This window comes from Mesorhizobium vachelliae, from assembly GCF_033977325.1.
GTDB lineage: Bacteria > Pseudomonadota > Alphaproteobacteria > Rhizobiales > Rhizobiaceae > Mesorhizobium > Mesorhizobium vachelliae.
On the sequence record NZ_JAVIIR010000023.1, the window covers coordinates 22,818 to 37,076 of the forward strand.

10 protein-coding genes are annotated in these 14,259 nt (G+C 57.3%); 7 read left to right on the forward strand and 3 right to left on the reverse strand.

Annotated features, from left to right (window positions below; genetic code table 11):
* The first annotated feature begins 60 nt into the window (after nt 1-60).
* The 7 genes from RFM41_RS31165 (at nt 61) to RFM41_RS31190 (ending at nt 11,381) form a co-directional block, all read left to right on the forward strand.
* On the forward strand, nt 61-1,092 hold the full coding sequence (locus tag RFM41_RS31165) for a LacI family DNA-binding transcriptional regulator (protein WP_320216508.1): 1,032 nt from the start codon (nt 61-63) through the stop codon (nt 1,090-1,092).
* A 655-nt stretch (nt 1,093-1,747) separates the two neighbouring features.
* Complete coding sequence (locus RFM41_RS31170) at nt 1,748-3,685, forward strand: acyltransferase family protein (protein WP_320216509.1); 1,938 nt, start codon at nt 1,748-1,750, stop codon at nt 3,683-3,685.
* Nucleotides 3,686-3,875: 190 nt separating this feature from the next.
* Entirely contained in the window at nt 3,876-4,625 is a 750-nt protein-coding gene (locus tag RFM41_RS31175) for a carbonic anhydrase (RefSeq protein WP_320216510.1), read from the forward strand.
* 990 nt (nt 4,626-5,615) lie between these two features.
* Nucleotides 5,616-6,854 carry an MFS transporter gene (locus RFM41_RS31180; RefSeq protein WP_320216511.1) on the forward strand — a complete coding sequence of 413 codons (1,239 nt, stop codon included), beginning with the start codon at nt 5,616-5,618 and terminating at the stop codon, nt 6,852-6,854.
* Nucleotides 6,855-7,205: 351 nt separating this feature from the next.
* The gene (locus RFM41_RS34280) at nt 7,206-8,138 is read left to right on the forward strand and encodes a saccharopine dehydrogenase family protein (protein WP_320318912.1); all 933 of its coding nucleotides are present in this window, start codon (nt 7,206-7,208) and stop codon (nt 8,136-8,138) included.
* The gene (locus RFM41_RS31185) at nt 8,029-9,384 is read left to right on the forward strand and encodes a SidA/IucD/PvdA family monooxygenase (RefSeq protein WP_320229381.1); all 1,356 of its coding nucleotides are present in this window, start codon (nt 8,029-8,031) and stop codon (nt 9,382-9,384) included. The genes RFM41_RS34280 and RFM41_RS31185 overlap by 110 nt, the downstream gene beginning before the upstream one ends.
* Nucleotides 9,381-11,381 (forward strand): class I tRNA ligase family protein, encoded by a 2,001-nt coding sequence (locus RFM41_RS31190; protein WP_320216513.1) that lies wholly within the window; start codon nt 9,381-9,383, stop codon nt 11,379-11,381. The genes RFM41_RS31185 and RFM41_RS31190 overlap by 4 nt, the downstream gene beginning before the upstream one ends.
* A gap of 192 nt (nt 11,382-11,573) precedes the next feature.
* Here RFM41_RS31190 and RFM41_RS31195 read toward each other — a convergent pair whose 3' ends face one another.
* The 3 genes from RFM41_RS31195 to nodI form a co-directional block, all read right to left on the reverse strand.
* The gene (locus RFM41_RS31195) at nt 11,574-12,341 is read right to left on the reverse strand and encodes a sulfotransferase (RefSeq protein ID WP_320216514.1); all 768 of its coding nucleotides are present in this window, start codon (nt 12,339-12,341) and stop codon (nt 11,574-11,576) included.
* A gap of 213 nt (nt 12,342-12,554) precedes the next feature.
* Nucleotides 12,555-13,343: an ABC transporter permease gene (locus tag RFM41_RS31200; RefSeq protein ID WP_320216515.1), complete on the reverse strand. Its 789-nt coding sequence runs from the start codon at nt 13,341-13,343 to the stop codon at nt 12,555-12,557.
* A gap of 3 nt (nt 13,344-13,346) precedes the next feature.
* A complete protein-coding gene (gene nodI, locus RFM41_RS31205; protein ID WP_320229382.1) occupies nt 13,347-14,255 on the reverse strand; it encodes a nodulation factor ABC transporter ATP-binding protein NodI in 909 nt (302 codons plus the stop codon).
* Nucleotides 14,256-14,259: the final 4 nt, after the last annotated feature.

Consider the following 14,259-nt stretch of genomic DNA (forward strand, 5'->3'; position numbering starts at 1 on the left):
CTGTCAAATTCCGTGACCCCGTCCTGTATGTTCCCCATGACTTCCTGTTAGACTCGAATCATGACTAAGCGCCCCACAATTGCAGATCTCGCCCGCGAAGCCGGGGTTAGCGTAGCGACCGTCGATCGGGTTTTGAACGGCCGTCGACTGGTGAGGGAACAGACCGCACGACGGGTCTGCGAGGCGGCCCGCGTCATCGGCTACAACGCAGCTGGTCTGATGCAGCAGCGCGCGCAGCGGATTTTGCCGGAGTACCGATTAGGCTTTATTCTCGGAATGCCGGCCGAGCATTTCTATCAGGATTTCGCGCGAGAGATCAAAGCTGCTGTCAGCGCGGCACAGTCCTTCCGGGGCATTCCAGTCGTTGAATTCGCGCCGTCGCATAGGCCTGGCGACCTGGTCGAGCTGCTCGAGGACATGGGTGCACGCTGCCACGCGATAGCGATGATGGCACCGGATCATCCAACCGTCACGGCAGCTGTCGAAGAACTCAAATCGAACGGAACCCCGGTTTTTTCGCTGCTTTCCGATTTTGCCGCCGGCGTGCGCGAGGGCTATCTGGGCCTCAACAACCGCAAGGTTGGACGGACGGCCGCCTGGATGTTTTCCAAGGTTGCAAAAAGGCCGGGCAAGGTGGCGGTCTTGGTCGTTAGCCACCGTTTTCAGGGTCCCGAATTGCGAGAAACCGGCTTTCGCTCATACTTTCGTGAGAAAGCGCCGATGTTCGAGGTGCTGGACACGCGCGTGAATCTCGATACGCGGCAAACCACCTACGAGGCCACGCTCGATGTCATACAACGCGAATCCGAACTTGTCGGCTTGTATGTCGCCGGCGGAGGCACGGAGGGCGCCATCGCTGCGCTCCGGGAAGAGGGCGATGGTCGGAATCTCCTCGCGATCGTCAACGAGATCACGCCAGAGTCGCGGGCAGCACTCGCGGACGACCTCATTACGATGGCGGTTGCCACGCCCCTGCGCCCGCTTTGCCAAGAGTTGATGACGTTGATGGCCAGGGCAATCGAGACAGGCACCGCGGAGGCGCCATGGCAGACGTTTTTGCCGTTTGAGATTTATCTGCCGGAAAACATTTGAGGCGAGATTCGTTCTCTTTGAGCGGTTCGCTACGACAGAGCATAACGACAGAATTCCATTTATCTCATCACCGGAAAACGTTCATCGACTCTGCTTCCGTATTCTTCTCGTTCCGGTCTCGACGATGACCCTCTGCGAGATGAAACTGGAGAGCCGTATAACTGCGCTACCAGACCCATCACCAGGCTGATGTGAGGAGCTTGCCCACAAAGACGCTCCACGACCATATGATTGTCTGGAAATCAGAAAGACGATCCCAACCCGAGGTTCGGCGGGTGGGGGGTCGAATGCATGCAGCAATAGACGATTGGATATGCAAAAGCCTCCGAACTGCCCAGGCAATCGCTTCTGCAATGGGTGAGAGAAAAAGTCGCCGTTCAATCGTTATGCAGCCGCCCTACTATCCATGGTGTGGATAAGTGCCATCGAAACAATTGATTTTTCGAATTTTTTGAAATGAGGCAAATCTCGATCTGATTGGTTTCAAAGCACGTCGAGCACACGTATGCAAATGGCGCTCGTAAGCATGGAAGTGACGTCCAGACTTGGGAACTCGGTGACGCGAAGAACTCAACCGGTAGGATAAGGCCACGGTCGTCTTCGTCACTGTTGTGACATCTCACTTTAGTAAAATCACCTCTATATCAGGTAGTCTATGCCGCGATATTTGCGAACCGATATTCAGGCCTTGCGAGGCTTGGCCGTTCTTCTGGTTGTTCTTTATCACGCCCGTCTTGGTCCGGGCGCCGCAGCTTATCTTGGCGTTGACATCTTTTTCGTCATTTCGGGGTTCCTGATCACAGGCCTCGTCAGGACGCATGTTGAACAATCACGGTTCAGCTTTTGGGAGTTCTACTACCGGCGTGCTAAACGCCTGTTGCCGGCTGCCTATGTCGTCATTGCGCTCACGACGATCGCTGCGCCTTTCTTCCTGTCGGAGGTGGAGCTGAAAGGGTTCCAAAACCAGGTTCTCGGGGCCCTCACATTCACCAGCAATATCGTTCTCTGGTTTCAGTCCGACTACTTCGGTGGCGCCGCCGAAACGAAGCCCCTCCTGCATTTCTGGTCGCTCGCTATCGAGGAGCAGTTTTATTTGCTGCTCCCTGCCTTCTTGGCGTTGGCTCCGAGGAGATGGTGGCTGACAGGAGTAGGCGTGCTCCTCGTTGCCAGCTTCTCGCTATGCCTTTATTTAACCTCCCGCGATCCATCCGCCGCATTTTTTCTTTTGCCGACCCGATGTTGGGAAATGGCCCTGGGGTCATTCGGGGCCTTGCTTCCCATCAACCCCAACGTGGCTGCCAAGGTTTCGAGGCTGCGCCTCCCGGCGCTCACACTGCTTCTCTTTGTTGCCGTTGTCCCCACTGGCTCCCCTCATCCGGTCGAGGATGCGGCTGTGGTTTGTCTCGCAACGCTGGTCCTCCTGCTTGCGCCCAGTAGAGATAATGTGGCGGTTCGAGGCATGGCGAGGATAGGAGATGTCTCGTACTCGCTCTATCTGATCCATTGGCCGGTGCTCGTCTTTGTGCGGGCCGCTTGGCTTGCAGATACACCTGCCCTTGCGATCTATGCGGCAGTTGCTTTCTCATTTGTCGCGAGCTGGGTTCTTCACCGTTTCGTGGAAGAGCCGTTCCGGCGGGGATATGCGACGTCCCGTGTACGGCTGGCTTCGGGTCTTGTTGCTGTATCGGTTCTGCTCGGCTTCTCGCCCTCGCTCGCCATTGCAGCGACCCAGAGCAACATTGACTTTGCCTATATCCGACGGATCAACGAAGGTTTGGGACCAGCATGTGATTTCAGGCCCGGATCGCCTCCTCAGGAAATCCCTCGGAACTGCCAAACGACAGACAAGCCCGAGTTGCTGGTCTGGGGTGATTCATTTGCCATGGCGGTGGTTCCCGGCTTGGCCAAGACAATCGGAGAAACGGGACTGGCTCAGCTCACGATGAGCGCGTGCCTCCCTGCTGTCGGAATAGCTGGTTTCTCGAAGCCGCCGACAGCGTCTCCCTATTCCCGCGCCTTCGGCGAGAGCTGTATTCGCTTCAATGACAGCGTTTTGCGTATCTTGAAAGCTCGACCCGAAATAAAGACCGTTGTCATTTCAAGCCCGTTTGGCGTCGCGGCGCCGGGTGAATTCATGCTGCTTAAGAGGACCAAAGATACTTTCACCGAGGTCAATCTTTCTATTGATGAGGCCGTTGATGGCATCAAGGCTCTCGTCGAAGCCGTCCGCGCCTTGGGCAAGCGAGTGGTCGTTCTTGCTCCTCCACCAGTTGGGAATATCGACATCGGTGAATGTCTTGAGAGGAAGGCACGTGGGATTGTTATTGTCGGGCTTTACAGTGACTGTAAAATATACGTCGCACAGTACCGTCGAAGCCATTCCGACACTCTCGAGCTCTTGAACCAGGTGGCCTTGAAGGCTGGCGTAGAGGTCATTTCTTATCACGACTTTCTGTGCGACGGCACAGCATGCAAGACGGAGATCGATGGCAAATTCCTTTACCGGGACAGCGGCCACCTTTCCTATGAAGGATCAGAGATAATCGCTCGCCGGACAAGACTTGCCGAGAGGCTGATTGCGGCTGCTCGTTAGAGCCGATGAGATGGTTTGAAGCAGCCAGATTCGTCCCATGATTCGAAAGCTGGAGGGTGAAGCTTGGTTAGCTAAGCTAGGCCCAATGTCGGGACCCGATCAACTCGCTGGATCGAATGCGTCTGTCCTCGCAACGGCCCCCTTTTTGCAATTGGAAAAGCATCAATTCGCGTAAGGAAGGGAAAGCAATATGCACCGTCGTCACCTGATCAAAGGGTTCGTTGCACAGGGCGCTTGCCTCATCTGTGCCGCGGCCGCGCGTGCGGATGGGGCCCATTGGGGATACACCGGTCAGGTGGGGCCCGAGCACTGGGCCGATCTGGACAGGAAGAATTTCGTCTGTTCGGCGGGTACGCAGCAATCACCCGTTGATATTACCGACGCCGTCAAGGCCGACATGCCGCGTATCGCAGTAGATTGGCACAAGGGCCGCCGCAAGATGGTGAACAACGGCCATACCATTCAAATCAATATGCCGGAAGGCAGCACGCTGACCCGCGGCGATCGCACTTTCGAATTGATCCAATTCCATTTTCATGCGCCAAGCGAGCATCGCATAGCTGGCAAGAGTTTCCCGATGGAAGTGCATTTCGTCCACAAGGACACAAAGAGCGACAGCTTTGGTGTCCTGGGAGTCTTTCTGATACCAGGCGCGACAAATGCCAGCTTTGCAAGCCTGGCAGCAGTCTTCCCTGCGTGGCCAGGCGCGTCAATGGCCGCCGATATCGATCCCAGCGGGCTTCTCCCGGCCTCGCTCAGCTACTGGACCTATGAGGGATCATTGACGACGCCGCCCTGCACCGAGAACGTTGAATGGATGTTGGCAAAAGAACCGGTAGAGGTCGACGCTGCGGATATTGCTCGATTTACCTCGCTCTATCCCCAGAACGCACGGCCTATCCGTTCACCTAATCGGCGGTTCATCCTAGACTTCAACTGAGGCCTTAGAATGCGGCAGTAAAGAATGTTGACCGGCAGAGGAGGCGGCCGCAGAACACGAAAGGCGACCGCCTTTGATGCCCATGCGGTGAAGATGAAAGCGGCCGGATCATTGCGGCCCAGATAACCGCAATGCAGGCCGGCTTCGTTAATGCGCCAGCGATGTGTCATCGGCACCGAGCGCATTTCGTCCATAAAAGTTTTCGGACCGCAGACTTCCGGCTCCGGGCATGATCGCCTGCCGATAGACGGGGCGAGGCTCTATTAGTTAAGGCACCGCCACTCCGCGATGGGAGCCCCGGCTGAAACCGGGTCGGCATCGAGCAACCGCTACAGATCTCCACCACCCATCCCAGATGCGGCAGCGCCTAGTCTCGGCGCAGTTGGCTTTTCGGTGGAGGCCCGCTTCTGGATCGGTAGTCGAAGCGTGCGTATCGTCCGACCGCTTTTAGCCTCGGGAGTTCGATCGCTGTTGCGCCCCACCGACATAAAGGCGTGGTCGCAGGCACGTGCCGCGCCGCAGCATCGGCATCGTGTCGTAGCGCACCTCGCGGCGGCCATCCTGAGGCCCTACCCGCCTCTCAACTCCTGTAGGATAGTTGTGACTCACCGAAGTCAGGCATAGCCGTCTCCACGGCGCCGCCCGACATCTTCTGTCGGGTTTGTCGAGTTCACGATAGGGGCCTTCTTTAGCCGAGCCCTAGCTTTTCTTCAGCTAATCGACTGAAAAGACACCACAAAATTCCTCCTTCGGCTCAATCGATCAAACTGGCATGAATCTTGAGCATCTCCATTGTCAGGCGGGCGGGAGCTGACTGTCGTGGTTAGTGTCACGGGTAGCAACGATGGAGGGTTGGAGCAAAGCGATGCTCTACGGTTGCGCACGCGTTGCTCTTAGCACGTTAAGACATGTGCGCACAGAACGGCCGACTAGCCTTGAAATACAACATCGCTCCGCGCGGAAGCCGCGAACAACTTCATGGAACGAGAAATGAACGCCCCCGCTATTTCAATCGCCAGCACTCGTATTCTGTGGTATAGGCGTATGTTCATCGCTGAAAGATGCCTGATTTCCTTCTCGATGGGCATCTTTGCGCTGCTTCCAGTTTACCTGTTGTCGATTGGGCGAGACGAGATCTTTTTTGGCTCGATCTCAGCAGCAGGCATGGCGACCGCCATCTTAATAGTCTTGATCAGTCCTTCGCTCGCCCGGCGGTTTGGCGTGCGAAGGCTTGCACCTATCGGCGGGCTTCTCTATGCAGCAGGCTGCGCGACCATCCTCGTAAACGAGCTTTCGGGAGTGCGTGCGACACTCCCCTACTTCCTGAGCTACATGCTGCAATCGGGTGGATGGGCGCTGCACTTCACCGTGGGCTCGATCTGCATTGCCGCCCTCTCAAGCGATGCAGACCGGTCATCGAGCTTCATGGCCTACTCTGCATTCTCAACCTTAGGGGTAACCTGCGGACCTCTGCTAAGCAGCCTCCTTACCCGGTTCACCGGCTTGGGCACGCTGGACATGTTCATTCTGGCAATGCTTGCGGCGACGGCAGGTTCCGCATTGTCATCCTGGGCAGCGCAGCGTGCGGCGAACATCCGCAACGCCGATATTCCCAACAACGCCTCGCTTGCACGCGACCTTTTCACTCTCCTCTTTAGCAATTCTGCAATGTTTTTTGTACTCGTACTGCTGTCGGCAAGCATTTACACCACGTTGATAAACTTCCAAGCTCCATTTGCGAACAATTCAGGTCTTCGGTATGAAATATTTTTTGGCTCTTGGGCGATAGCAGTAGTCGGCTCTAGGTTTGCAATTGGTCCGCGCGTGAGCCGCGGTGCGGCCGATCGGATCTTGCCGCTACTCCTGGGCGGGATGGTTATTTCGCTTCTCGGTTTCCACTACTCTCCGGGCCATCCTGTTATTTACGCGGTGGGATCACTAGCGACCGGCATAACCTACGGGCTATCGTATCCCCTGATGCAGGCAGAAGCTGTCCGCGTGACTGCGCCGCAGTCCCGAACCTTGGTGCAGATCATCTTCAGTCTTTCCTATTTCCTCGGCTTGTATTTCTTTCCTTTCGCTGCCGGCATCGTCTCAGTTCACCTGGGGTACGATACACTGACGTTATTAATTGCCGGCTTGGCTCTGCTGCAAACGGCTATTGCTCTTCTTGGCTATCGCATGACCCGGCGCAAGCCCGCCTCGACCGTGGCCGGCAACAAAGGCTAAAGCACGATGTGCGGGAGGTCCCACGTCGTCATCGGAGCCGGGCCAGTCGGCCGGGCGGTGGCCCTGCAACTTGCGGGCCAGCCGGACACGTTGGTTGTCCTGATTGACAGGAGCCATTCTGTGCTTGCTGCGGCGCAAGGGCTTCTGGGCGACCTCAAAAACGTCCGCTTCGACGGGTCGTTAGGTCCATGCGCTCTCTCAATCCAAGCACGATCGCTGATCATGGCTACGTCTTGGAATGACTGCCGAAATCTGGTCGGCAAACTCGCGCACCAAATGCACGAGGCAGGTCTACACACCCCTATTATTTGCGTGGGCAGGCCGGACCCCGAGGATCCTGACATCGCCCGGATGCCGCCTAACGGTCCGCCGGTAGTCTTGGGAGCGGGTCTCGAACCAGGACTGGTTGAATCGTTAATCTCACTGGCAGCAGCTGAACTAGACGGCTTAGAGAGCATCGTAACTCATTGCGGAGGGATTCCCAAAATTCCGGAACCTCCACTGAACTATGCTCTCGCCTTTGGACGTCGGCTGCCCATAGGGCAGAGGCCCGCGTTGGCTCGAGTCAATGGCCGAGCCGTAACACGAAATCGATTCGAAAGCGTGTCTTCGCTGTTCGTGGAGGGTGTCGGACTTCTTGAGGCATACGATGACGCAATGGTTCCGTCGACTGCCGCAAGCACTCATCTAAGCATTCCGACCATCCGGCAATTGACTGTGCGATGGCCGGGCTTTGCGGATGGCGTTCGGATGTTGCATCGCCTCGGGCTGCTGTCCGACGAGGAGGTTGAGATCGGGAGCGCCCGCCTGCGGGTCAAGCACGTCACGGAAGCGCTTTTAACTCGCCGGAGCCCAAAGGAACATGACGACCAGGTCATCCTTGATGTGGCCATTGAGGATCGCCATCGCAAACCTGGCCGCTGGACGTGCATCCTTCGCTCCGCACTTCAGGAACGAGGCTTCTCAAGCATGGCTATCGCGACCGCGGTTCCAGTGGCCGCAGCCGTGGAATGCGTCATGCGCAAACAGTTGCGGGGTGCCATCCACCCCGGTGAAGCCACTCTCGCCGAAGTCGCCTCGATGGCCCTCGGGAAAATGAGGGGAAGCCGGATGGCTGTCTTAGCCGAGCGCGCAACTGGGCTGTTGGAAACAACCACGATTTTTGGAGCCGGTAATGCAAAAGCGGAAAACACTGCTCGTGGGCAGCGGACCAGCAAACCTTGCACTGCTGACGTGCCTGAAAGAATGGGGTTCCTCAGTTCTGGATACGCTGGAAGTCCTTGAGCGCCGCGACAGTGCAGAATGGCACCCAGGCATTGCTTTCGAGGATTCAAGGCTCCAAGTCTCCTTGTTCAAGGACCTGGCGTTCCTGAGGAATCCGGCAAGCCCATTCACTTTTTTCTCGTTCTTGCACGACAGGGAGCTTCTCTATCACTTTATTCATACGAACGAACTATATCCCTCAAGGAAGCTGTTCTCCGACTATCTGGTCTGGGTAAGCGGGTTTTTTGCGAATAAGATTCGTTTCGGCAAGGAGGCGGTGGAAGTCAGGTTCCGCGAGAGGCCATCGGGAATCCCAACCCTTGTCGTCACGGTCCGGGATGTGTCGAGCGGGGACGTTTCGGAAACCGAAGCTGACGACGTGGTCGTGAGCCTTGGGCATGAACCATACCTTCCCGAAGAACTGGCCGTCGATCCCGGCCGCGTGGTGCATTCAAACTTCTTCCTGTCCCATGCGAACGAGGGACTGATCAACGCGAACGCTCGCGTTGCAGTCGTCGGGTCCGGGCAAAGCGCCGGCGAGATAGTCAGATTCCTGCTTCAGCATCGGGAAGTATCGGAGGTTATCGTCGTTGGCCGGCGCCACCTCTTTGAACAGACGGATGACAACCCGTTTGTAAATGACTTCTACACCTATCCACACTCGCTAAAGTTCGCGAAGCTGCCACCCGAAGATCGCAATAGGTTTCTTACCGACACGAGGAACACGAACTTCTCCACCGTCACCAAGGACGTCCTCAAAAGCATCTACGATCTTCGCTTCGAGGACCAAGTGTGTGGACGCGATCGGCTCAGACTGTTTCCGTATACGGAAATCACGGCGGCGGAGCGTGTTGAGGATAGCTTTCGTCTTCACCTTCGCGGAATCGGAAGCAGGCAAGACCTGACAACGCTTGAAATCGACCTTCTGGTTTGCGCGACGGGCTTTTCAAACCGTCGCCATTTATCCTTCCTCCAACCGCTGCAACCGGTCATCGAAGACGCCGCCCTCGTTATCGACGAGTCGTTCGAAGTGGATCTCGGTCAGACGGCATTGCGCCGCTCCGGTCCGCGACCTCGCGTTTTCCTCATGAACCACTCTTTTGGCCTTCGGGGCCCAACGGAGCACACGCTCGGCGGTCTGGCCGAGCGGGCGGCGGTCGTGGCGAAGGCGCTGCAAGACTGGCAGGTGCTTCAACCTGCTCATGGTCGCCCCGAGACCTTGCCAGCGGCATGGCCAACCCGAAATTCAAGAGTGGAAACGAAATGATCTATCCGCAAATAATAGATCTCAAAAATGAAGCACGTGCGGTCCCTATCTCGATTGATGGCGGCATCGTCAGGCATGATCCCTTCCCAGAAGGGGGTAACGTTTCGGTACGTCTGTTGAAGTTCAGTTCAGGCGCGACCACTTGCCGTCACAACCACGGGGAAGTCGAATTTTGGACAGTGATCTCTGGCGGCGTTCGAATTCACCTGGATGAAAAGACCTTCCTGCTGCTTGGCGGAGAGAGCATTAGGATCGACCCGCTGCGCAGGCACAGAATTGAGGCTTTGGACAGCGGTGCAGTCATGCAGACGGTGTGGTGGCACAGCCGCGCAGCGTTCGAAGAGGCGATTTCCACGAAGGAAGCGACAGCAAAAGACAAACCGTTGTTGCTGGTCCCCGCCATGCTTACCCCGAATGGGCAAATGCACATAGGTCATGCCTCAGGACCGTTCCTCCACGCGGATGTGTTGCGCCGAATTGCTGAGACAGGCGACCGAGAGGTCTTCGTGCTGCAGGGCACGCACGGTCATCTTGAGCACATTGCAATTGCGGCCGACGCTGCAGGACTGGAATACTACCAGCTCGCGGAGAAAAATACGGCTTCTTTCCAAGAGGCTCTGGATCGGCTCAACGCAGTCCCGGATATTTTCCTTGGGACAGAGCCAGACCGCCGCGGCAAGGCGGTCGTTCTCGAGGTCTTCAAGCGACTTTGTAGCAAGGGCCTGATCGCTGAAAGAGAGCATTTGGTCCCATATGACGTCGAAAGCGGGCGCTTCAGGGTCGACGCCTTCGTCCACGGCAAATGTCCCTATTGCGGCGGCTATGCTTCCGGCCATGAATGCGAGGATTGCGGCGCGCTGGTCCTCGATGCCGAACTTCAGGATCCGGTTGATCTCGAGGGGCGTTCCCTGGAACGTCGCCCCCTGAAGCGCCTTTTCCTGAACCTCGCTCCAATGCATGACGCGCTCGAATCCTTCGCCTCGCGGTCCTTCCTGCCCATTTACGCCAAGCACTACATCGAATCCTGGCTGAGCCGGGGGCTTCCGGAAGTCTGCATCTCTAACCCAAACCGAGAGGGAATCCGGATTCCAATCCCAGGATTTGAGTGTCAGCGGTTCAACATCACCATCGAACACGTGCCTCGGCACTTGCTTGCCTTAGAAATGATAAGGGAAAAGAGCGGATGCCCTGCCTTGTGGTACCAAATTCCGCGGGACGAGATGCCGGAGCTGAACATTCTTTTCGGGGCGGACAACGCCTTCGGACGCTTGTTGGTCATTCCCGGCGTACTTTCGGCCCTTGATCTGCATGAGATGCTCCCTCGACGGATCTTCGTAAATCAGATGCTCACTCTCGATGGGAAGAAGTTCTCAACATCACGAAATCACGCAATCTGGGTGAACGATATCACTGCAAAAGAAACGGGCGAGCCGCTTCGCTTCTACCTGTGTCGCCGGCGGCCGGACGGTTCTGTTGAGGACTTCTCCCTGAGTTCTTATGAAAGCTGGAAACGGAATTTCTGGGACGGACGGCTGTTAAGATCGACCGGGAAGGCTAACCAGGTCATCGAGCGGGTCGCAACTGACGAGCTCCCTTGTCCTGGCCAGTGGTCAGCCACCGACATTGCGTTCTTGGCGGAGTGCAGACGCTTCAACGCAGAAGTGCGAGCGCGTTTCGAAGCGGATTACCCGGACGTACGTCAGCTGACACATGCAATCGAGGCGTTCGTCGACGCAATCGACCGCTATTCATGTTCAGTGCTGCACGTTCCAGCTGCAGCGAAGGAAAACGAGGCGCTTGACAGGACCGCGGCCCGCGCAGTGACCTTCGCGCTTGTCGGACTCTGTGTCGCGGCCTACCCACTCATACCTGATTTCGCCGTCCGCATCGCAGGGAGTCTTGGGCTGGGGGTCCCCAAGCTCAGCTGGTTAGACCGCGACTGGATAGCCGAGCCAGTGCGTCTGCCTGAAAGCATAGGCGCCAGAGGCGGTGAATAGCCGGTAAAATGATTTCGGACTTACGCGGAGCCGCACATCGAGGAGCGGGCGCGGGGGAAGGCGCGCCAGGAAACGTCGGCGACACGTCTGATGTGGACGCCGATGCCGGTCGGGCCATACGCTCCATCCGTTCCCCAGCATGTGGCCTTCGGTGTTCGCGTGAGTTTCTTTATCTTTCGATAACCTTGACTGTCAGTCGATCGCCACTGCCCTTCCCCTCTCGCCGACGTCAAAGAATCTCGCATAAGGTCCGTGCGAGAAGTGGCGGCGCAACTCATGAAAATTCTCGATCGTTTGCTCTAGCGGTCGCGTTTCCTGGCGCTGAAGTGTCGCCGTACTGGAAAATCGAAGCGCCGGAACGCCTAGGAACTCCCAAATCGCTGTCAAGCATGTAGCAGGTTCGCGCAGGAGGCACTCGTACTCGATCTCAAGCATATTGCTCTTCGTGAAGGATCGCGCGACCCGAGCGTGGAAATCGTCGGCAGCCTTGAAGTATGCCTCACAGTCGGCGGTCGATAATCTAACTTGCGGCGGCGGAGCATCATTGTCCGACCTGAACTTCAGCCATTGGCGCGTTTGTCTCGCCTGTACCAGTGACCGCAGCGATTCCAAGGTATTTTCGCGAACCACGAGGATGACTCTGAGGCCCGGCCAGCGTGTCAGCTCGGCAAAAAAACCCGGACGATCATGAAATTGAGGTTCGTTGACCTTGCAGCCGACATGCGTCGCCTTTTTGTCGCTCTGCGCGGGACAGCACGAGTAGGCAAGCTCAAGCAGCTCTCGATCGCTGCGAAGCAGACGATGCTTATCGGGCCAAGTCGTGGCATATGGATTGAGCAGCTCACCGTTGCTCAGCACATTCGGATGCGCGTTCAGCAATTCTTCCAGGTAGTGCGTCCCAGTTCTTGGCATGGCCAGGATCACGAATGGCGCAGGCGGCGGTATGTGGCTATCAGTCATTGCGTGTGTTCCTAACCAGCATTAGTCGCGGCAGTTCGGGTGGCGCTTCGGACGAGAAGCCTGATTGCCATCTTCGACACTGCCTCGCTCGACGATGTTCGCAACCGGTCGGATTAAGCTCGCACTCAAGCAAACCGTACAATCGAAGGGATAGCACCACGGTCTGCGCTGACAGGGGGCGAGTGCCAAAGCCTCGGCACCGACGCAGCAGCGTCAGCGCATCAGGCGCCGACGCAATAGCGCCGCCGACAAGAAGAACGGCAAAACCGCGTAGACGCAAAGTGTCGTAATATGCAGGCCGAGGCTTTCAGCCGGGCGGCCAAGCATGACTGAGCGGATCAGGTCGACCGAGTGAGCAAGAGGCAAGAGAGACGATACCTGCTGAAAAGCGCCTGGCATTTGGCTGACCGGAAAGACGGCCCCGGACAGGAACAGCATAGGCGTGAGAACAAGCGTTTGATAAAATACGAGACAGTCGTAGTTGGGCGCAAGCGCCGTGACGATCATGGCTAGACTTGCGAAAGCAAGGCCAGTTAGGGCGATGATTGGCAGCGCGTAGAGAAGGGATGGCCACGCGGCATAGCCGAGCGTGGCAGCAACTAGCGTAATCGCCGTACCGGCCAGAAGAGACTTGGTGCCGGCCCAGGCTAGTTCACCAAGTACGATATCGCCGAGCGTGAGTTGAGTGCACAGCATCGCTTCCCAGGTGCGTTCGCCTCCCATGCGAGCAAAAGTCGAGTAGATCGTTTCGTAGGTCGCCGAGGTCATCGCGCTTACCGCGGCCATGCCAGCCGCCAGAAAAGCTACGTACGAAGTGCCTTCAACACGACCTATCATTATCCCGAGGCCAAAGCCGAGAGCGAACAACGAGATCATCGGCTCAGCGAGGTTCCCGAGAACCGCCGCAAGGGCAATTTTCTTCCAAGCCAAATAATTGCGGCGCCACACTGCAACCCAATTCCAGGCATTGGCGGGCATAACGGCCATATAACCTTCGATCATTGTTCAGTCCTTCATCTCGCGCCCGGTCAGCCGCAAGAAGACATCCTCGAGATTCGGCGGACGCTGCAAAAGGCGCAGACCAGCAACCCCACGCAGCTGCCTGAGCACCTGCTCGGGATCGGGCGCATAGCAAAAGAGGGTTTCGCCGCTCAGCTCGATGCGTTGCGCGTACGGCTTGACCAGCGATCTCAGTTCTTGTGGATTGCCGCCATAGACTTCGACCACCTGGCAGCCGATCTGCTCGTCGATCAACGCGTGTGGTCGCCCTTCGGCGATCTTGCGCCCATGCTCGAGCACACACAGCCGGTCGCACAACCGCTCGGCCTCCTCCATGAAGTGAGTGGTCAGAAGTATCGTCTTGCCCCGCGCCAACAAGGAACGCAGGCGTTCCCAGATCAGGTGGCGCGCCTGTGGATCGAGGCCAGTGGTCGGCTCGTCCATGACCAAGAGTTGCGGGTCATTAATCAGCGCACGGGCCATCGTCAGGCGTCGCTTCATGCCGCCGGACAGTTCGGCGACGCGCGCATCCGCCTTGTTCTCGAGGCGGGCGAACTCGAGCAGCGATGGGCTGACCGCTTCGACCTCGCGTTTGCTCATGCCAAAGTATCGCCCGAACACCAGCAAGTTTTCACGTACCGTGAACCTATGATCAAGGTTGTCGAACTGCGGGACCACGCCGATGCGTCCACGTGCCAAACGGGCACGTGCCGGCACTGGCACGCCGAACACCGTGATCTTGCCTGCGTTAGGCGTTGCCATACCGAGGAGCAGCCGTGTGATCGTGCTTTTGCCCGCGCCGTTCGGCCCCAGCAGCCCTAAGCACTCTCCCGGTGCAACGGTGAATGACATGCCGTCGACAACGACCCTTTTGCCATATGATTTCGTCACGCCGACAAAGTCGATTGCCACCATGGTC